Origin of the sequence: Flavobacterium sp. HJJ (assembly GCF_015351475.1) — a bacterium.
In the GTDB taxonomy this organism is placed as follows: domain Bacteria; phylum Bacteroidota; class Bacteroidia; order Flavobacteriales; family Flavobacteriaceae; genus Flavobacterium; species Flavobacterium marginilacus.
Window position 1 is genome coordinate 1 of sequence record NZ_JADKPR010000024.1, and the last position, 21,953, is coordinate 21,953.

The 21,953-nt window shown below is 33.8% G+C and carries 14 protein-coding genes; all 14 read left to right on the forward strand.

Going from position 1 to position 21,953, the window contains the following annotated elements:
• The coding region (locus IRZ80_RS16615; RefSeq protein WP_194642700.1) for a response regulator at positions 1–973 on the forward strand (973 nt) is incomplete at its 5' end.
• Between the two features lie 272 nt (positions 974–1,245).
• Positions 1,246–2,604: a rhamnogalacturonan acetylesterase gene (locus IRZ80_RS16620; RefSeq protein WP_194642701.1), complete on the forward strand. Its 1,359-nt coding sequence runs from the start codon at positions 1,246–1,248 to the stop codon at positions 2,602–2,604.
• Between the two features lie 50 nt (positions 2,605–2,654).
• Positions 2,655–4,091, forward strand: coding sequence for a glycoside hydrolase family 28 protein (locus tag IRZ80_RS16625; RefSeq protein ID WP_194642702.1), 1,437 nt, complete (start codon positions 2,655–2,657; stop codon positions 4,089–4,091).
• Between the two features lie 21 nt (positions 4,092–4,112).
• On the forward strand, positions 4,113–6,956 hold the full coding sequence (locus IRZ80_RS16630; RefSeq protein WP_194642704.1) for a glycoside hydrolase family 2 protein: 2,844 nt from the start codon (positions 4,113–4,115) through the stop codon (positions 6,954–6,956).
• A gap of 615 nt (positions 6,957–7,571) precedes the next feature.
• Positions 7,572–8,603: a GntR family transcriptional regulator gene (locus IRZ80_RS16635; protein ID WP_194642706.1), complete on the forward strand. Its 1,032-nt coding sequence runs from the start codon at positions 7,572–7,574 to the stop codon at positions 8,601–8,603.
• A gap of 65 nt (positions 8,604–8,668) precedes the next feature.
• A complete protein-coding gene (locus tag IRZ80_RS16640; protein ID WP_194642707.1) occupies positions 8,669–9,136 on the forward strand; it encodes a GbsR/MarR family transcriptional regulator in 468 nt (155 codons plus the stop codon).
• Positions 9,137–9,296: 160 nt separating this feature from the next.
• Complete coding sequence (locus tag IRZ80_RS16645; protein WP_194642709.1) at positions 9,297–10,610, forward strand: TolC family protein; 1,314 nt, start codon at positions 9,297–9,299, stop codon at positions 10,608–10,610.
• A gap of 10 nt (positions 10,611–10,620) precedes the next feature.
• Positions 10,621–11,685 carry an efflux RND transporter periplasmic adaptor subunit gene (locus IRZ80_RS16650; RefSeq protein ID WP_194642711.1) on the forward strand — a complete coding sequence of 355 codons (1,065 nt, stop codon included), beginning with the start codon at positions 10,621–10,623 and terminating at the stop codon, positions 11,683–11,685.
• Positions 11,686–11,743: 58 nt separating this feature from the next.
• Complete coding sequence (locus IRZ80_RS16655) at positions 11,744–14,878, forward strand: efflux RND transporter permease subunit (protein WP_194642713.1); 3,135 nt, start codon at positions 11,744–11,746, stop codon at positions 14,876–14,878.
• Between the two features lie 85 nt (positions 14,879–14,963).
• Positions 14,964–15,386, forward strand: coding sequence for a DUF2141 domain-containing protein (locus IRZ80_RS16660; RefSeq protein ID WP_194642715.1), 423 nt, complete (start codon positions 14,964–14,966; stop codon positions 15,384–15,386).
• 434 nt (positions 15,387–15,820) lie between these two features.
• Positions 15,821–16,942: a helix-turn-helix domain-containing protein gene (locus IRZ80_RS16665; RefSeq protein ID WP_194642716.1), complete on the forward strand. Its 1,122-nt coding sequence runs from the start codon at positions 15,821–15,823 to the stop codon at positions 16,940–16,942.
• Between the two features lie 811 nt (positions 16,943–17,753).
• Positions 17,754–20,099 (forward strand): hypothetical protein, encoded by a 2,346-nt coding sequence (locus tag IRZ80_RS16670; protein WP_194642718.1) that lies wholly within the window; start codon positions 17,754–17,756, stop codon positions 20,097–20,099.
• A gap of 94 nt (positions 20,100–20,193) precedes the next feature.
• Positions 20,194–20,574 (forward strand): hypothetical protein, encoded by a 381-nt coding sequence (locus IRZ80_RS16675; protein ID WP_194642721.1) that lies wholly within the window; start codon positions 20,194–20,196, stop codon positions 20,572–20,574.
• A 201-nt stretch (positions 20,575–20,775) separates the two neighbouring features.
• The gene (locus IRZ80_RS16680) at positions 20,776–21,876 is read left to right on the forward strand and encodes a family 43 glycosylhydrolase (protein ID WP_194642723.1); all 1,101 of its coding nucleotides are present in this window, start codon (positions 20,776–20,778) and stop codon (positions 21,874–21,876) included.
• Positions 21,877–21,953 lie beyond the last annotated feature (77 nt).

Sequence of the window (21,953 nt, forward strand, 5' to 3'; positions counted from 1 at the left end):
TTTATCACTTACCAAAGAATTGGTAACACTCCATAAAGGAACTATTAAAGTGAGTAGTGAACCTAATAAAGAAACCTGTTTTACGGTAAAATTATCTAATCTTACTTTTGCAAATGAAAATTTAGAATCCAGAAGCAATTCAGAATCTCCAATAGATACAACTCAGAAAGTTATTTTGGAGAATTCGAAATACAAATTACAATCAGATGTTCCTATTGTTTTGGTGGTGGAAGACAATGACGAAATTCGAAATTATATTAGGATGAATTTAAGTGAAAATTATAAGGTCTTTGAAGCTGAAAATGGGCTGAAAGGTTTAGAAATGGCTATCGATACTATTCCTGATTTAATTATTAGTGATATTATGATGCCTGAATTGAATGGGCTGGATCTATGCCGAAAACTAAAAACGAATGAGAGAACCAGTCACATTCCTGTACTATTGCTTACAGCCCAACAGTCGGAACAATCTCAAAAAGAAGGGTATGAAACTGGTGCTGATGCCTATATTTCGAAACCATTCAGTTCCGTTTTATTGCAGATTCGAATTAAAAATTTAATCGAATCACGACAAAAACTTCGTGAATTGTTTAATAAAACAACAGGTTTCAATCCGCTCGTTTTAGGAACCAATGCGGCAGATAAAGCTTTTTTAACTAGGGCTACAAGTCTAATCGAAGCTAATTTTGCTAATGAAAATTTTGATGTGGAATGGCTTGCGTCCGAAATGTTCTTAGGACGTACACAACTTTATCGAAAAATTAAGGCATTAACCAATCAGTCTGCACAGGAATTTATTACTACAATCCGTTTAAATAAAGCAGCCGAAATGCTTTTGGAAGAAAAATTTTCAGTTGCTGAAATAGCCTTTCAGATAGGCTATTCTGACTCTACCAGCTTTAGTAGAGTATTCCAAAAACAATTTGGTTTAACACCAAAAAAATACAGTCAGCAGGGAAAGACTACCCTTTGATAAAATCTCGGTATATTCATAGAGTTTTTTGGGTAGTATCATGATCTTGTTCTTGTAATGTATTTAAAATCAGTAAATATGGTTTGTTGGTCAATTAAAAATGTATCATTTGGTAGGTTTTTAGAATCATTTAGCCTGTTTTAAAAAGGGAGATTATTCTAATTTCGTATTGAATCAAAAAGCATCTGCCAATCCTTGTATTTATAAAAGGTACTAGCAGAATTATTGATTTCAGTATCAAGATTAATAACCAACATTTTAAACGGAATTAAATGATAAAACATTCATTTTTATTTTTTATTACAGCATTACTTTTTTTGAATTTAGCGTTAGCGCAAAAAAAAGACAGGAGTAACAAAGCAACCACTTTTAAGTTCGATTTTGGATCTGGTAAAACCGAAGCAGGCTACATTAAAATATTGTCAGAAACAAAATATACAGATGAAAAAGGTTATGGAATAGATTTAGAAACTTCAGCTACTGAAAATAAAAAAGTCGGAAAAAATCCTTCGACAGATGGTTATCTCACTTCTGATAAACCTTTTTATTTTTCTGTAAAAATTCCGGAAGGAAATTATCATGTTAAAGTGGTATTAGGAGATGATTTTGCAAGAGCAGATTTAGTTGTCAGAACTGAAAGCCACCGAATGATGGTCAACAGAATTCAAACCGATAATGGAAAACACAAGACAGTTGAATTTACAGTTCATATTCGGGACAGTGTTATTCGCGGTGGAAAATATGATAAAGTAAACTTAAAACCCCGTGAATATGAAAACCTGATGTGGGATGATAAAATTACTTTAGAATTTAATGGTTTAAGCCCTAAAATTAACGTTGTCGAAATTTGTCCTGAAAATAATAAAGTTACCACTCTCTTTCTTACGGGAGACTCTACGGTAGTCGACCAGTCAAATGAGCCATGGGCCTCGTGGGGTCAAATGATACCTGCATTTTTTAAACCGGGTCAGGTTGCGGTCGCTAATTATGCTGAATCGGGTGAAACAATTAGCAGTTCTATTGCCCAGCATCGATTGGATAAAGTGTATAGTTTATTAAAAGCCGGAGATTACGTTTTTATAGAATTTGGACACAATGATCAAAAACAAAAAGGCAAAGATGCTGGTGCATTTAAAAATTACAAAAAGTATCTTGAGATTGTTATTGCTGAAATAAAGCAAAGAGGGGGAATTCCGGTTTTGGTAACACCAGTACAAAGAAGAAAGTTTGACGAAAATGGTAAAATTGTTGCAACTTTAGGAGATTATCCGGAAGCAGTAAGGGGGACGGCTAAAGAGCAAAATGTGGCTCTTATTGATTTGAATGCGATGTCCAAAATAATGTATGAGGCTTTGGGTCCAAAAGAGTCTATTAATGCATTTGTACATTATCCTGCAAATATGTTTCCTGGAAAAGACAAACCGCTCGCAGATAATACGCACTTCAGACCTTATGGCGCTTATGAAATCGCAAAATTAGTTGTAAAAGGAATAAGGGACAGCCAATTGAAATTAGCACTTTCCATTCTTGACGATATACCTGAAATAGATCCTGCAAAGCCAGGAACTTTTGAATCGTTTTACTGGCCTTTAAGTCCTCTCAAAGAGGTAGTAAAACCAGATGGTAATTAGGATTAGCTTTAAATAGAATTGATATCAAACAGCAATAAAAATATATTTATATGAACCTAAAACAAGCATTTACAGTAAAATTCCCTCTAGTTGTTCTGGCTATATTGTTTTTAGCATTAACAACCAAAGAAGAGCCAAAAGCATGGACATCTTCAAGCCAGCCTTTAAAAGAAATGCAGCGAATTCGCAAATTGATTAAAGCTCCTGTTTTTAAAGACAAAGATTATGATATTACCGATTTTGGCGCTAAAGCCGATGGAGTAACCAAAAACACGAGAGCATTAAAAAAAGCCATTGAAGCTTGTAATGCTAATGGAGGCGGTAGAGTAATTGTTCCTTCAGGGGAATTCCTTACAGGACCTATTTATTTAAAGAGCAATGTCAATCTTCATTTAAAAGACGGCGCTACTATTGTTTTTTCAAGAGATACCAAAGATTATCCTCTTGTTTTGACCCGTTGGGAAGGGATGGATTGCATGAATTATTCCCCCCAAATTTATGCCTTAAATGAAAAAAATATTGCCATAACCGGCAAAGGCATCATAAACGGAAATGCCGATAAAATACATTGGTGGCCATGGAAAGGAAGAGCGCAATATGGTTGGAAAAAAGGGGCACCAAACCAATTAATAGCTAGAGACAGCCTCCACGTTATGATGCGTGACAAGGTAGATCCCCAAAAAAGAATCTTTGGAGACGGTCATTATCTAAGACCTTATATGATTCAGCCTTACAATTGCAAAAATCTATTGATTTCGGGAGTTACGTTAATCGATTCGCCTATGTGGTTTGTAAGCCCTGTAATGTGTGAAAACATAACTATTGAAAAGGTTAAAATTGATTCTGAAGGACCAAATACCGATGGCATTGATCCTGATGCATGCAAAAATGTACTCATCAAAGATTGTTATTTAAATACAGGTGACGATTGTATTGCCATCAAATCAGGTCGAGATGAGGATGGTAGGGATAATAAAAAACCTGCCGAAAATCATATCATTGAAGGCTGTGAGATGAAAAATGGCCATGGAGGCATCGTCATTGGCAGTGAAATTGCGGGAGGAGCTAAAAATATTTATGCCGTTAATTGTAAAATGGACAGCAAAAATCTTGACAGAGTATTACGGGTTAAAACCTCATCATCAAGAGGGGGAACTATAGAGAATATTTTCCTGAAAGATATTACGGTGGGAAGCTATGGCGAATCTGCCATTCATTTCAATATGTTTTACGAAGATCCGGGGAAATTCATTCCTACCATCCGCAATATTTGGGTGGAGAACCTAAATGTGGAAAATGGTGGTGAATATGCAGTTTTTGTGGATGCCTACAAGGAATCTCCTGTGACTAACTTGAAAATAGTGAATTGTAATTTTAAAGGAGTAAAACAGCCATTTAAAATCAATCACGTTAAAAATATGGACATGAAAAATGTAAAGATGGATGGTCAGGTTGTAAATTTTTCTGAGACTCCGAAAACAAAATAACCCAGCTACTAATTATAAAAGATGAATTTTAAAAACATATTATATGCCTTATCCTTATGTTGTTTTTCGGCAATGGATGGGCAAGTACAATCGCCTGTAAAAAAGGAAATACAATATCTTTCAGGAACCGATGTAAAGCATACAAAAACTTGGGACTTCTGGGCCACGGCTGGCAGAAAAAGTGGGGTTTGGACTTCTATTGAGGTACCGGGACATTGGGAACAACAAGGTTTTGGCGGTTATAATTATGGTCGGGACAATGTAACTAATGGTAAAAACTTTCGCTATCATGATGAAAAAGGTTTTTATAAATACCAGTTTAATGTAACTGCTGATTGGAAAAACAAAGACGTATATATTGTTTTTGAAGGATCCATGACAGATACCGAAGTAAAAATCAATGGCGATCTTGCCGGTAAAGTACATCAGGGTGCATTTTATCGTTTTAAATATAATATTGGAGACAAACTAAAATTTGGACAAAAGAACGAGCTTGAAGTTTTGGTAAGCAAAATGTCGGCAGACAAATCAGTAAATGGTGCCGAACGTTTAGCGGATTACTGGATTTTTGGAGGGATTTTTAGACCTGTTTATCTTGAAGCTTTGCCAAAAGAAAATATCTCATGGACTTCTATTGACGCTAAAGCTGATGGTTCTTTTAGTATGAATGTTCATTTGAATACTAAAACTGTTGGGCGAGATATCATTGCCGAAATTATAGATTCAAAAGGCAAAGTGATAGGCAAAGCAACTGCTACAACTTCAGAAAATGATTCTGTAGTGAATGTTAAAACCTCGATTAAGAAACCTTTACTGTGGTCTGCTGAAAGTCCTAATCTTTACAGTGTAAAAGTTTCTTTAAAGAAAAATGCTGATGTATTATACGAAACATCGGATAAGTTCGGTTTTAGAACTATTGAAGTTAGAAAAGAAGATGGTATTTATCTTAATGGGACTAAAATAAAAATTAAAGGGGTAAACCGTCATGTCTTCTGGCCTGAATATGGGCGTGCAACTTATCCCGAAGCCGATTTGATTGATGTGAAGTTGATTAAGGAAATGAATATGAATGCGGTGCGTTGTTCACATTATCCTCCGGATGAAAACTTTTTGAGAGTTTGTGATTCGCTAGGGCTTTATGTTATTGACGAATTGGCAGGCTGGCAAAAGGCGTACTCAACCAAGGCAGGTGAGCCTCTTGTCAAAGAAATGGTAATTCGGGATGCCAATCACCCATCGATATTTTTTTGGAGTAATGGTAATGAGGGCGGGCATAACTTTGATTTTGATGATGATTTTGCCAAATATGATTTGTCAAATCGCACAGTTATCCATGCACACCACAAACCCGGAAATGCAATTAACGGAATTGACTGCAATCATTACGAAGGCTACTACAGTACCCAAGAAATTGTCAAAGATACCAATATCTATATGCCAACGGAATTTTTGCACGCCATGCAAGACGGAGGAGCGGGAGCAGGATTGGCTGATATGTGGGAATTGCATTGGAACTCCAAAAAAGGTGCAGGAGGTTTTATCTGGGATTTTGCAGATGAAGGTATTGTGCGAACAGATCTCAATAATTTCATTGATGTGAATGGAAATAATGCTGCTGATGGAATTGTTGGTCCCCACAGGGAAAAAGAACGGAGCTTTGATGCTATTCGCGAAATTTATTCGCCGATACATATTACATTTAAAGATTTGCCAGAAGGTTTTAAAGGCGAAATTCCGGTAGAAAACCGTTATCATTTTACTAATTTGAACCAATGTACTTTTCAGTGGGAATTGATTAATTTCAATGGGAAACAGGAAGATGAGACTGGTCATACAATTATAAAACAAGGAACTTTTGTTGGGTCAAATATTGCACCCGTAACTAAAGGTACGTTGAAATTAAGCCTTCCGGCCGATTGGGAAAACAGCGATGCTCTGGCTTTAAAAGCTATCGGTGCAGATAAAAATGAAATTTACCGTTGGGTTTGGAAAATAAAATCCAACGCAGATCTATTGGAAGGGATGTTAAAGGCCGAAATGTCAAAAACGGTATCTATTAAAGAAACAGATGTTGCTATAACCCTTTCAGCCAATGCTATTTCTGTTAGTTTCAGCAAAGAAACCGGTGAATTAGCAAGTTTAAAAAATGAGAATGGGGCAGCATTGTCTTTTGGAAAAGGTCCGGTGATGGTAAGTGGTACTTCAACTTTTTCAGGTTTAAAGCATTTTAAAGAAGCAGATGCTTATGTGATTGAAGCTTCTTATTCAGGAGATTTGAAGTATGTACGCTGGAAAATGCAGCCTACAGGTTGGTTAGAAATGGATTATGAATACACACTGAATGGGGTATACCCTTTTGCTGGAATTAGTTTTAGTTATCCCCAAGGCTTGGTTATTGGAGCAAAATGGTTAGGTAAGGGACCTGGTCGTGTTTGGAAAAATCGCCTGCAGGGCGTTACTTTTGATGTTTATCAAAACCAAAATAACGCTACGCAGACCGGCAGTTCACCATGGATTTACCCAGAATTTAAAGGTTATTTTTCCGAAATTGTCTGGATGGAATTAAGTACATTGGAAGGTAAGTTTACAGTCGCTTCAACCGATAAAGACCTTTTTGTGCGATTATTTGATTTTTATGGAATCAATGGTAACAAGCCACATCCACAGCTGCCTACTGGCGATATTTCTTTTCTTGATGCGATTCCTGCTGTAGGATCAAAAATGGGAATAAATGATGGGGATGTCAAAAAATTAGGTCCTAATAGTGAATTAAATCATATTAATGAGCCAATTAAACGCAGCTTGTATTTTTATTTTGGAACTCCCAAGATAAAGGAGCAAAAAGAAGAGAAATTGCCAAAGTAAGTTTGATAACAAATTCTTTCCTCCACCCCCAACTGTCGCGTGCGTTTAGCTCGTGCACGAAAAGAATATAAAATCTCAATGAAAATATGTGAAATAAAAAAAGCTTTTATGAAGCTTTTTTCTGGTGACAAAGACGGGACAAATTTCAAAATGTTTTAAGGATGATGTGAAGAAATTGGCGTACTACAAATAGGGTATGTCTTTTCTTGGCATCGTAAATTTGATTTGGATGTCCAGTTGGGGATCGATGGAAAAACAGCCTTAAATTTTTTGTGGACAATTGAAGGTACTTCAAATAATGGAAAGGTAGATTACTGAAATTACGTTTACTATAAGTAGAGCATTTTTGAATTTGTTGGTTGTTAATTTGTACAGGTTAATTAAAATTGGGATTAGGTGTTTAGTCCTACCGTTTTTCCCACTTTATTCTTCACTATTATATTTTTTTTTAACATTCTACAGGACAGTTGGACTTTTTAGATTCTTTTATTTTGCAAAAAATACCTTCTTAGTTTTCCATTAAAAAGATTGTGAAATGGGGTCCTCCATTCAATAGAACAATTTTAATCTCCAGAATTAGAATTATTTTCCCTGCATATAGAGATTTAATAAATTATGAAAAAGAAACATAAAATTGAAAGTTTACTCATTGATGAATTTTCGTCAATACCTAAATATTTGCAGTTAGTTAATTCTGTGCTGAATTTGATTAAACAAGGTGAATTAAAAAAAGGAGACTTAATGCCTTCAATTAATGAATTAAGTTTCGAATATGGAATTTCGAGATTAACAATTGAAAAAGGATATAATCATCTAAAAAAAATAGGGGTTTTAGGTGCCTTTCCAGGGAAAGGGAGTTTTATTGCCTCAACAAATGTTCTACAAGATATAAGAATTTTTTTAATGTTCAACAAACTCAGTTCTCATAAAAAAATAATTTATGATTCTTTTATTGAAACCTTGCAGGATAAAGCTTCGATTAGTTTGTTTATTTACAATAATGATTTCAGTCTATTTGAAAAATTATTAAACCAGAAAAAAGGAGATTATTCTCACTACGTTATAATCCCACACTTTATTGACAAATCGGGAGAGTATCAAAAACTAATTGAAAATATACCAAAGGAGAAATTAATAATTGTAGGCAAGAAGATTGAAGGTATTTCGGGTAGTTATGCTGCTGTTTATGAGAATTTTGAAAAAGATATTTATACATCACTGATGAAAGCATTAAAACCTCTAAGGAAATATCATACTTTAAAATTAATTTTTCCTGAGGTTAGTTATCTTCCAGAAGAAATTGCCAAAGGGTTTAAAAAATTTTGTTGTTCGTTTGATTTTGATTACAAAATAATTAAGGACATTAATTTGGAACCTGTCAATAGGGGAGAAGTATTTATTAATTTATTGGAAGAGGATTTGGTTAGAGTTCTTGATAAAATTCTTGACCAAAATTTGACAGTGGGTGCAGAAGTTGGCGTGATATCTTATAATGAAACCCCATTGAAGAAGTTTATAATGAATGGATTGACTACTATTTCAACTGACTTTATTGAAATGGGAAAGACTGCAGCACGCTTAGTGTTGAATTCTTCGAAAGAGCAAGTTGAAAATCCCTTTGATATAGTTTTTCGCGGATCATTGTGAAATTTTAGTTCTTTTGTTTGAGAACTAAAAAAACCTTTTATATATTTGCAACTTAAAACTGTATTATGATGTTAAAATTATCAGACAAGCAACTTAAATTAGTAGAAGATCTAGGTATTTACTATGAGAAATCAGATTTGCAGCCTGCTGCCGCAAGAATTTATGCTTTGTTAATGGTAGCTGATCGCAATGAATTAACATTTGAAGAAATATACGAGAATTTAAACATTAGTAAAAGTGCTGCCAGTAATGCTCTTAATTTGATGATTGGAACTCAAAGGGTTGATTATATAACAAAGCCTGGGGAGCGTAAAAGATATTTTCGTTGTAAAGTTGAGTCATTGACTGATGGAATGGGGAAAACTTTGCATAATCTAGTTGTTTTTAATAATTTATTAAAAGAGGTGATAGAGTTGAGACCAAAAGAAACAAAAGAATTTAACGATAATCTGAAAGAGGTTGTTGGTTTTCTAGATTTTATGAGTATGGAACTACCTATTTTGGTAAAAAAATGGGAAAGTAGGAAGAAATAATTTTTTTGCCCTATTGGTTCTTTTAGTTAAGAACTAATTGGATTTGATTTTAAAGAAGACCAGAAAAATAAAGAGAAAATTTTTTTGTTCAATTGGTTCTTTTTGTTAAGAACTAACTATAATTAATATAACAATAAAAACTATGAAATTGAAGAATTGTATGATACTCCTTCTGTGCTGTCTCTCAGGTGTGTCATCACATGCACAAAAGACAGTAAGTTTAAAGGATGCTATTAATTCCAGTTTATCGAATCACAGTAGTGCCGTAATTTATAACAACAAAATCGGAATTGCAGTAAACCAGAATAAAGATGCATTATCGGGATACTTGCCTCAAATTAATGGTTCATTCGCATTTGATTATAATATAAAGAGGCAAACGACTGTATTTCCAGGAGTAATGTTGGGAAGCCCTAATGATGTAGAGGTGCAGTTTGGAAATAAGTACACAGGTATGGCTACTTTACAATTGGATCAGACTATATATGATCAAGCATTGATTTACGGTATCAAAGCTGGTGTTCCTGCAAAATTAATTGCAGAGCTTAATCGTGATAAAAATAATGAAGATCTAACTTATAATACAGCGGCAGCTTTTTTTCAGATTCTTGTTCTAAAGGAACAGAAAAAACTTCTTGTGGCAAACGAGACTCAATATAACGAGTTGCTTAGAATATCTACACTTCGTTTTGATAAAGGAGCCGAAAAAAAGGTAGATGTTGATAGGGTTGTTGTACATCTTAATGATGTTAGAGCAGATTTAAAGCAGATAGACTTAGATATTGATGTCGCATATAATACACTGCGAAACGCTATGGCACTTCCACTCGAAGACAAATTCAGTATAGATGAAAACTTGGATTTTAAAAAATACTTGGAATTTCAAACTGAAAATTTAAGTGTTAGGGATCTCATTGGTTATAAATTGCAGGAGCAGAATATTGTTTTGCAAGAAATTGATTTAAAGCGTAAGAAAGCGGCGTATCTCCCTACTGTAAATGGTTATGCAAGATATGGAGAGCAGGCATTTGGGAATGAATTAGATAAAGTTTTTGACCGATGGAAGGATTTTTCTAGTCTGGGGCTGAAGGTAAATATTCCAGTATTTAGTGGAGGACACCGTAATGCACAAATACAGGTTAGCCGTTTGGAACTTGATAACGCTAAACAGGATTTAAATCAGGGTGTAATTGATTTTGAGATCAAGTTTGAAAATGCAAGTAAGCAACTTGCCGAGGATATCACTAAGCTAAATTCAAATAAAACAAATATGGATTTAGCAAAGAGTATTTACGAGACCAATAAATTCCAGTATAGTAAAGGTGTTGCTCAAATGTCGGATTTGTTAGACACCGATTTTACTTATAGGCAGGCAGAATCAAAGTATATGAACTCATTGTTTAATTTGGTTACTAACCGTCTAATATACGAAAGGGCGAAAGGAACTATTAGAAATTTTGTTAATCAATTATAATTATGTTATTATGAAAAAGAAAATTATAACTATATCAATCATACTTGTGTTTTTTACAACAATAGGTTATGTATTAAGTAAAAATAAAGAAGCAATCGACAAGAAAAATGTAAGTGTCGACAGAAGTAATATTCCTGTTGCGGTTTCTGTAATAAAACTGGAACAACAAACTGTTAAACGAAACTTAGAAGTACCTGCAACTTTGGAGCCTTCAAAAAAGGCAAATATTACAGCTGCATCATCAGGTACACTTGCCAGCCTAAATATTTCTTTAGGTTTGAAGGTAGTTGCAGGTCAGGTTATTGGTGCCATTGATACACGTCAACAACAGATAAATTTAAATGATGCGAAAGATGCTTTTAACAAAGCAAAATTAGATTATCAGTTAAATAAGGAGCTTTATGAAGGTAATGCCGGAACAGGTCAGAGCGTTAAAGATGCACAACGAACAATGGAGAGTGCCCGTTTTAAATTATCACAACTCAATCAGCAGATTGGAGATGCCAAAATAAAAGCTCCAATTACAGGGATTATTGTAACTAAAACAGGAGAAGTAGGTGAGTATACAAGTCCGGGGACTACAGTTGCGACAGTTGTAGATGTTTATAATTTAAAAGCAGTGGTTTTTGTGAATGAAAAAGATGTATACAAGCTTCATCTTAATCAGCCGGCGGTTATTACTGCAGAGGCCCTCAGTGGAAAAAGTTTTAATGGAAAAGTGAATTTTATATCACCGGTAAGCGATGAAAATCATAACTATCGTGTGGAATTGGTTGTGAATAATCAATCAGCAGTACTAAAAGCAGGAACTTATATTAAAGTGAGTTTCGATTTTGGCAGCGAAGCTTCTGTTTTGTTAATTCCTAAAAATACACTTGTTGAAGGAACAAAGAACCCTTTTGTTTATGTTGTAAATGGAGATAGGGCTACAGTTCGTAAAATTACCGTTGGAAGGGAGTTTGGAGAGAATGTGGAGGTATTAAGTGGGCTGCGTCAAGGTGAAGAAGTTGTTGTGAGCGGTCAAATTAACCTTAGTGATAATTCTAAAATAGAAAAAAGAAATGTCAATAAATAAGACTATAAAACTTACAATTTTTGAGTGCTGTGGAGAACTAAATTATAAATAGAGAAAAATGTCAATAACAGAATTATCAATAAAACGACCGCTATTGATTACCGTAATCTTTGTTACGATGATCCTTTTTGGCTGGATCAGCTATAATCAGCTGGATTATAATTTACTTCCTAAATTTGAAGCCAATGTGATTTCAGTTCAAACTGTATATAGAGGTGCTTCATCGGATGAAGTTCAAAACAGTATTACCAAACCTGTTGAGGAGGCTGTTTCAACTATTGAAGGTGTTAGCTCGGTTTCTTCCATATCGCAGGAAGGTGTTTCAGTAGTTACTATCGAACTCAAATCAGGATTCGAAATGAATAAGGCGCAAAGAGATGCCGAAAGAAAAGTAAACGAGATTAAGGGGAATTTGCCATCGAATGCAGATGATCCTTTGGTTCGAAAATTTAGTACTGATGAGATGCCTATACTTCGTATTAGTGCTACGAGTAATTTGAGTGAACCGGGCCTTTATAATCTTGTAGATACCAAAATAAGACCGCTTCTGCAAAATGTGGCCGGTGTAGGACAAGTTACGCTTATTGGTGGTAACGAGCGTGAGATTCAAATAACGCTTGATAATGATAAGCTTGAAAGTTATGGGGTTTCGTCAAATCAGGTAAATCAAATTATTGCCAATAGTAATACTTCATATCCAGCTGGAAGTGTTGAGTCAAGTAGCAGTCGTTTTTCGATAAGGCTAGATGCCAAAACTTCTAAATTAGAAGATATGCGTAATCTGATTATAAAGGAAAATACTGATGGAAGCCGTATATTACTGAAGGATATTGCGATTATTACCGATTCGCAAACCGAACCAACTACTATTAACCGAATTAATGGAAAATCTGGAATCGGAATTCAAATAACCAAGCAGGCGGATGCAAACGCTGTAGAAGTAAGTCAGAGCGTAAAACAGAAGCTTGAAGTCATTAAAAAGCAGTATGCTGGTGAAAATTTTAATTATATAATTGCGGCAGATCAATCTGTTTATACTTTAGCTTCGGCTGATGCGGTAATGCATGATCTTTTTTTGGCAATTTTAATTGTAGGTGGGGTGATGTTGTTGTTTTTGCATAGTATGCGAAGTTCATTGTTTGTTTTGGTTGCCATTCCTTCGGCTATGATTCCGACATTTGCTTTAATGTACTTGTTTGGATTTTCATTGAATCTTATGACATTAATGGGGCTTTCACTTGTTGTTGGTATTCTTGTTGATGATAGTATAGTGGTTCTTGAAAATATTTATCGTCATATGGAAATGGGTAAAGAAAAGGTTAAAGCCTCACTTGAAGGACGAAATGAAATTGGGTTTACTGCAATGGCAATTACTTTGGTCGATGTCGTAGTTTTTGTTCCACTTTCATTTTCAGGTGGTTTAATTGGGAATATCCTAAGAGAATTTGCTCTTGTAGTCGTATTTTCAACTTTAATGAGCTTATTTGTATCTTTTACATTAACTCCATTACTTGTTTCAAAATGGGGAAAATTAGAAGTTTTGAGTAAAAATTCACTTTGGGGAAGATTGAGTTTAAGCTTTGAGCACTTCATGGATCAGCTCAAAGTAACTTATGGCCATATTTTAGAGTGGACTTTAAGTCATAAACGATGGGTCTTAGGAGGGATATTTGTACTTATGATTGGGTCTTTTACTTTACTAGGGAAAGGTTTTATAGGTACTTCGTTCTCTAGTAATGGAGATCGTGGTGAATTTACAATTCAGGTAGAGACATCCGTTCAGACTCCTTTGTATCAAACCAACCAAAATGTAAAGCAATTAGAGAAATTATTGTTGTCTTATCCAGAGGTAGTAAATGTTTTTACCAATGTGGGATTGCAGAGTGGTACTACTGGGGGTAATTCCAATACTAGTAATGTGGCAGAATTGGCGGTAGTACTGGTGGATAAAGAAAACAGAAGCATTTCTACCGAAGATTTTGGTTCAAAAATTAGGGATGAAGCTGCCAAAATACCTGGATTGAAAATTAGTATCCTCCCTACCACTATAGCTGGAACAATTTCGCTTCCTATTCAAATTGCTGTAAAGGGAACCGACATGGATTCTATCTGGAAGGGGGCAAGGTTGCTGCATGATGTAGTAGTAGCTACTCCTGGAACAGATTATGTGGAGTTCAGCACAAAGAGTCCTAAATCTGAAATTTCTATTGACCTAAGCAGAGAACGTGTGTCGCAGTATGGTCTAACCATACCTGAAGTTGGAAATGCGGTACAGTTGGCTTTTAGAGGAAACGATGAGACGAAGTATAAAGATAATGGTGAAGAATACCCAATTAATTTAACTCTTGAAAAAGGGGATCGATTGAATATAGAAAGCGTTAGAAAGCTGACTATTAAAAACAGCAGGGGGGCTGTTGTTCGATTAGACCAAATAGCGGAAGTTAAGGAAATATTGGGACAGGCAGTTCTTGAGAGAACTGATAAGTTGAATACCATTAAAGTTACGTCGGCTGCGGTTGGGCGACCAAGTGGTACGATTGTGGAAGATATTCAGAAGAAATTAGAGCACGTTTCGATGCCTAAAGGAGTTAGTATTGAATATTTAGGTGATGCCAAAAATCAAAAAGAAGCTTTCGGGAGCCTAGGTTTCGCTATGTTGCTTGGTATTCTACTTGTTTATTTAATTATGGTGGCTCTATATGAGAGTGTCGTTTATCCATTTGTTGTCCTATTTTCTATACCTGTGGCAATTATTGGAGCTCTTTTAGCATTGGCTTTAAGTATGGAAACTTTATCCATTTTTGCAATAGTCGGATTAATTATGCTTCTTGGTCTTGTAGCAAAAAATGGAATCTTGATTGTAGATTTTACGAATCAGCTGAAAAGCGAGGGCTTACCAGTTAAAGAAGCATTAATTGAAGCAGGTAAGGAACGTTTGCGTCCGATATTGATGACTACGATTGCCATGATTACGGGAATGTTGCCAATTGCTTTGGCAAGCGGTGCCGGAGCAGAGGTTAAAAAAGGTATGGCATGGGTAATTATTGGAGGATTGACCAGTTCTTTACTACTTACTTTAGTTTTGGTTCCTGCTATGTATATGATTATCGAAAGTATGAGAGTTAAAGTCAACGGATGGTTTTCGAAAAAGAAAGAGGTGATTGATGAAGAGCAGGAAATTGTTGGGGTTTAGTATTTCCTTTTTAGGAGGTATATAAACTGTCATTTTAGAATCGCTTATTGTAGAACAGATATTTTATTAATTAAAAAAAGTAAAAATGAAAATAGTATTAACAATTCTTTTTTTTGGACTATTTAGTGTGGGGTTTGCCCAGACATATGATTTGACAATTAAAGTTCCTAATGTAAAAAATTCGAAAGGGAGTATTCATGTTTCAGTATATGACAGTAAAAACAAAACCGTATTTACAAAAATAGGTAAAGAGTATAGGATTTTGGATTTTAAAAATCTGGGTACAAAAGGGAAATATGTTATTAAGGATTTACCTGAAGGAGAATATGCAATTGCTTTATATCATGATGAGAATGATGATAAAAAATGCAATACTAATATGATTGGTATTCCAACTGAAGGTTATGGATTTACAAATCTTGAAAAAATCTGGTCAATTCCAAAATTTGATGATTGTAAGATTCTTTTAAACAAGAAACTATCGGTGATGGTTACTCTTATTTATTAGGAATTTCAATGAGTAGTAGATTCTTTTCATCATTCAATAATTTCATAGATCCACAAAGATTTTTGATGTTTAGCATCTTATGAACAGTTGAGTTTAATAACTCACGTTCAATTGATGAAATGGCATTCAGGACATATTTCCTATTTTTATAAATAAGGAGTTATGTCCTGTTTTGCTTTTTTAAAGATTATTGTTAAATACCAATATTAATTTTACCTTTAATAGGTTATGATTCTTATGAATTGCAATGGTTTATAGCGAGTATTTTGAATAAGATTGTCTCAAATTTTAAAGATATATTATTTATAATTTATTTTTTTTTATTTAATACTTTTTATTTAAAATTGCCAAAACCTTTTTTTTGAATATATGAAGAAATTTATGAGAATTAGTAAATGTATTTTAAAAATAGAAGTTGTTAACTATACGTAATTATGGATATTATATTATTATCTATAGGATTATCACAATCATTGTTTGCAGTATCAATGATTATGACTAAAAGGCCAGTTAAAATTGCATATATAATTTTGTGCGCATTGCTATTGGTTTATGCCTTGATTTTTGGACTTGACATTCTTCAGTACTGTCATATTATACCTTCGCGTCGTTGGTTTTTGTCGCTCAGCCTTAGAATGTTTTGTGGACCTTTATTTTTCTTGTATGCAAAATATATAACGAAGGATTTGAGTAAGTTCAATCCTAAGGACTATTATCATGCGTTACCATCTATTTTGCTGATTATTATATTTTTTATTTTAAAGTTACTTCCTGAAAACAAATCTATTTCCGATCAATTTTTTTACGATAAATATGAGTGGTTACGAATGATCTATGGTTGGATTTTTATTTTGCTTGTTACTTATTATTCAATATCTTCTGTTAGTATTGTTTTGCAGTTTAAAAAACAGATCGTTCATAATTATTCTTACAGTTCCTTTAAAAATAGTTTGGACTGGCTGATCATTATGATAGTCCTTTTTGTAATTTTAATTATTTTGGTGATCGTGAGTAGTGCTTTGTATGAACAGGGTCGAATTGATGCTAAAGTTTATATTTTTAGGCACATTGTAGAGCTGTTTCATGTATATGTGATAAGTATTTGGGGCTTTCAACAGAAACAATTATCAACCATACATGAGCCAGAGTTAGAAGATGATGATGAAACAGAAGAGTTTTCAAGCGGTAAATATATAAAATCAGGTTTGAAGAGTGATGATGCTAAGAATTATATTGAAAATCTTATAAAATTCATGGATGATTCGGCTATATGGAAAGATAGTGAGCTATCTATTGCAAAGTTGGCATCGCAAACATCAATTTCTAAGCATCGGTTATCAGAGGTTTTAAATGAATATCTTGGCAAAAGTTTTTATGTTTTTGTAAATGAATATAGAGTCGAGCATGCAAAAAAATTACTAAAAAAGAAAGAATATAGCAATTGGTCTATTATTGCAATAGCTTATGAGTGCGGTTTCAATTCAAAAACAGCTTTTAATAATTTTTTTAAAAAATATACAAATCAAACGCCTAGTGAATTTAAAAAAAAATGGTGATAGGTGATTTATTAATGGGAGATTAGGATTGAATGATTGTAAATGATTGATTTAGCAGTAAGTATTAAACTTACTGCTTTTTTTTTGGCCATTATTTTATGGTTTCTACGGAATGTTAAATGTTTCAGGTGTAGTAAGGTTCTATTTAAAGATTTAAAATCTGGTTAGTGCTGAAGTTCTAATATTTTTTTATTAGCAATGATTTAAATTAATGAATTTTTAGTTTTGTTAGTTATTTTAGGTTTATTCATGAGGCTTTATTGTCTAATAAATTTGAAGTTTAATATCTGATTTGAGGAGATATTTATTGTTTTTAATTGTTTCAATCAATAACGGAGTATTTTAAGGTTAAAAAAATGATTTTAATTGATTATATTGGATGTAAAAATAAATATAATGTTTTTTTTATGTGTTATTTTTTTTGTATCAATAATTTTCGTGCTTTTTTATTTGTTAAAAAGAAAATAATTTTTTGTCAGCCTGATGTCAGTTTTAGAAAAAAAACACTTCTAAGGGCTTGTAAATAAAGCTCCCCGAGTTAAGCGTACGATTTTCCCAATTTTAACGAATGTCTTTTTTTATCGGGAAAATGTATCGAAACTATTTCGATGTTAATTGTGTGTTAAGTTTGTCCAAGAAGAAATGAAAAACTGGTGACAGTTAATCTTAACTAACATTAACAAATTCAAAAAATTAAAATTATGAAAAGAAATGTTCCCATGACCAACGGACGAAAAAAGTTACTCGATGTCTTTTATATAGGCATAGATTTTAAAAAAAAAGTGTTTAACTAGGATTACAATTTAATATTATGAAAACGAAACATTTATTATTGTGTGCATTATCCATATTTTCAGTAGTAGGAGGATTAAAGGCGCAAGAATCAGATAAAAAGAAAAGTCAGCATATTTCAGATTCACTTGTTGTTAATAAAAAGGAAGAGAAAAATAGAAATGTGATGTTGAACGCCGAAAGTAATATCGGCCCACGAAATGTAAATATTGGTCTTCCTTTTACAGGGGATGTAGTTATATTAGAGAATGGACTTCCTGTGGTATATTACTTTTATCCAACGCTTCCTACTACTTCATGGAGAATGGATAACAGTTTGTCAAAAATGGGACTTATGTCCTTTGCAGAAAGTGCAATTACAACCGGTAAAGTTGGTTATGCTGTAAAAAGCTTTGACAGAGACGCTAGTACCTCATTAAAAGGATATGGTTCAGTATATGTGAATTCATTTGGGTCTTCTAGATATGATTTAACTTTAACAGGCCCTTTAGGTAAAAAAGGTTGGGGTTATATGATAGATGCTTATAAGAATTTTGATAGAGGAAACGGTACTAATTATGAATTTACACCATGGAATGACAATACAACCATGCTTAAATTTGGAATTCAAAAAAAATACAAAAATGGAAATGTACGTTTACTTTTTAAAACAATAAACAGTCAGTCCGTAACTACAAATTACAGTCCACTTACTTATAATGGGAATGGTAAAACAACACCGCTAGATAATTTTAAATTAGGAACAGATTCCTATATTCTTGGATCAGGGATGATACCATACTATAACTATAATACTGGTGTCGCTGCATACGCAGATTTAAATAGTAGTGAATTCTCTCGGACAGATTCTCATACTCTTTATTTAAATGGGGAGCATAATTTTGCGAGTGGTTGGAAAATGACTTATTCTACAATGTATCAAGATGTGAATAATCCTTTGGCAATAACATTTCCTTTGACTTTGGGAGTATATGATCCAGATAGAGCGGCTGCCAGCAAATGGAGTTTTAAATATCAAGGTACTTCAAATGCTTATACGGGTTCAGCACAGATGGTTTCTTCACAAATGATTCCGCAATCAAAAAACAATTCTGTATTTAGCAGGGTAGAGTTGACTAAGAAGATCGGTGTACATGATTTTCGTTTTGGGCTAAATCAACTCTATACTCATAGACAATTTAATTCTAACTCTGGTTTGTATTTCCAGACGGTTGAACCAAATCCTCAACTTTTAGATTTATATTCTTTTGTTCCAGCCTATAACATGACGGTAAAAGTTACCAACGATCATGGGTTAATGCCTGCATCAGCAGGTGGGTACGGCAGTTCTACGAATGATCAATATATTAAGTTTGCTGTTTACGGTACTGATGATTTCAAAATTGGGAAAAGATTGGATGTAGGAGTGGGATTGCGTTTGGAGAACCAGACTATCAAAGATCATTCGAATCCTTATATTAATGATTTTCTAAAAGACAGACCATTAGTTAGTCATGATTTCAAAAATCGTTTGAATACTGTAGGTTCATTTAATTTTGTTTACAAAATTTCTAGCCAGTTTGGTTTAGTAGGAGATGCTACTTATAACTCGTGGAATGAACGTTATTGGGATTACCCTTACAGAGATGCAAATGGTAACCCAATTGCTGATCCAAGTACTCCTGGAGCAAAACCAATGCAAACTGCTCCTAAAGAGTTTAAAACTAATGTAACCAACTTTGGTGGTGGAATTTTTTACAATATTGCAAATAAAATGCAGCTAGTTTCAAAATTGACGTACATTACAAAAGACAATATAAGAACAAGCCAGACTGTAACCAATCCGGCCAATGCAGCTGAAAGAACAACTTTCGATCCGATTATTTATGATTTGAGTACTGTAGGATGGACAACTGATATTATGACTACTCCATTTAAAAATTTCGATCTTCACTATTTATTTACTTTGCAAGCACCTAAATACAAGAATTATACTTATTCAGCATATGGAACAACATATGATTATAGCGATAAATATATTCCAGAATTGTCTGGGGTATTGATGGAGATTGATCCAAGTTACTCATTCAAGAACGGTATTAGGCTTTGGACAAGCTTGCGCTATTTTGGAAAACAGTATGGTAACCCTACTAACGTATTTTACTATGATGGATGGTGGGAAAATTTTGGAGGTGTTGATTATCGTTTAAGTCGTGACATCAATTTGAAATTCCAAGTAACTAACTTCTTAAATCAAGAAGGAGTGAAAGGTAAAATACAAGGTGCTGACCAAATTACTGATGCAACTCCTTTTACTGATCGTACGATCGTGGCTAGTGGTATTCGTCCAAGAACATTTGAGTTAACTTTACAATATAAATTCTAAACAATCAAATTCTTATTTAAGCGCTCACATGACTTAAATGTATTGTGAGCGCAATAAGAATGAAAACCTTAATTAATTTAAAACACTAATTATTATGAAAACAATTAAAATGATTTTCGCTACAGCTTTACTTATTTTGGTATCAGTTACAGTAAAAGCACAAGAGAAAAAAGTTGACTTCTTCGTAGGTAAATGGGAATGTCTAACAGTTGGAACTCCAGGAGGGGATGGCAAATCTGTAATTATTTTGAAGAGAAATGAAGAGGGGAAACTTACAGGTTCATTAAGCTCAATTGCCAACACAGGAGGTGACAGTCCTTTTTCAAGAGTAGATGAAAAAGAAAAATCGGTTACGGTATACTTCAAAGCAAATGGATATGATGTATATATTTATTTAGAAAAAGTAGATGACAATCATTTGTCTGGAAGTACAATGGATATGTTTGATACTACAGCTACAAGGGTTCAGGGATAAAACTCTCTTAAAAAGTACATTCAGATTTTAGGGGGCAGCTTCAAATGCTGCCCTTCTTAAAGGTAATACACGGAGCTTAGTTACAGTTCTGTGAGGACTTTTGTTTTCTAATTCCTAGAAGTTTTAATCTAATTTTTTCTGGTAAATCAACTATAACTTTGATTATGTAGTTTCATAATGTTTGTTTCAAAAGATTCAATAATGAAGAAAATTAATATAAAAAAAGCTCTTTTTATTTCATTTATCTTTATTTCGATCCATAGTAAAGCTCAAATTAAATTTGATCAGTCTACTTTTTGTAATCCAATAAATTTGAGTTACAAATTTCAACCGGATTTGCCCTCTCGTCGAGAGGCTGCAGACCCTACAATGGTTCTGTTTAAAGGTAAATACTATTTATTTGCATCCAAATCGGGAGGATATTGGGTTTCAGATAATCTTTTGAAATGGTCGTTTGTCACTAGTACTCAGCTTCCATTGGAAGACTATGCACCAACAGCTTTGGTAATGAACAATGTTTTATATTTTATGGCACTTGATCGCCGAATCTATAAAGCAGTGGATCCACTAATAGGGCAGTGGGAAATTGCAAAAGATTCTATGGATATTTATGCTGGTGATCCCTGTTTGTTTCTGGACGATGATGGTCGATTGTATTTATATCACGGGTTAACAAACTCAAAGCCGATTCGTGGTATTGAAATTGATCCAAATACCTTCAATACTATTGGAGATGAAAAAAATCTTTGCAATACCAATCCTAAATTAAATGGGTGGGAAAGAACAGGGAATTACAATACGGAACAGAAAAGACCATTTTTGGAAGGTGCTTGGATAACAAAACATAATGGAAAATATTTTTTGCAGTATGCTTCGCCGGGAACTCAGTACAAAAGTTATAATGATGGATTGTATGTAGGTGATAAACCTCTAGGACCTTTTGAATTAGCCGATAATAATCCGTTCTCCTATAAACCTGAAGGTTTTGTGTGCTCTGCAGGCCATAGTAGTACTTTTCAAGATAAACATGGTAATACATGGCATATTGTTACCATGTTGGTAGGATTGAAACATAGATTTGAAAGAAGAATTGGAATGTTTCCAGCATTTTTTGACAAAGATGGAGTGTTTTATACCTACACAGGATTTGGGGATTTTCCACATGAAATGCCAAATAGAAAAATAAAGTCCCCTGAAGATTATCAACCTTCTGCAATGTTGCTTTCCTGTAATAAGCCAATAGAAGTTTCATCCCAGATAGAAGGGCATTCAAAGAATTATGCTACTAACGAAAATATTTAGGATTATTGGAGTGATAAGGGCGAGTGGTTATTAATTGACTTACTAGATAAATGTAAAGTAAGCAGCATTCATATAAA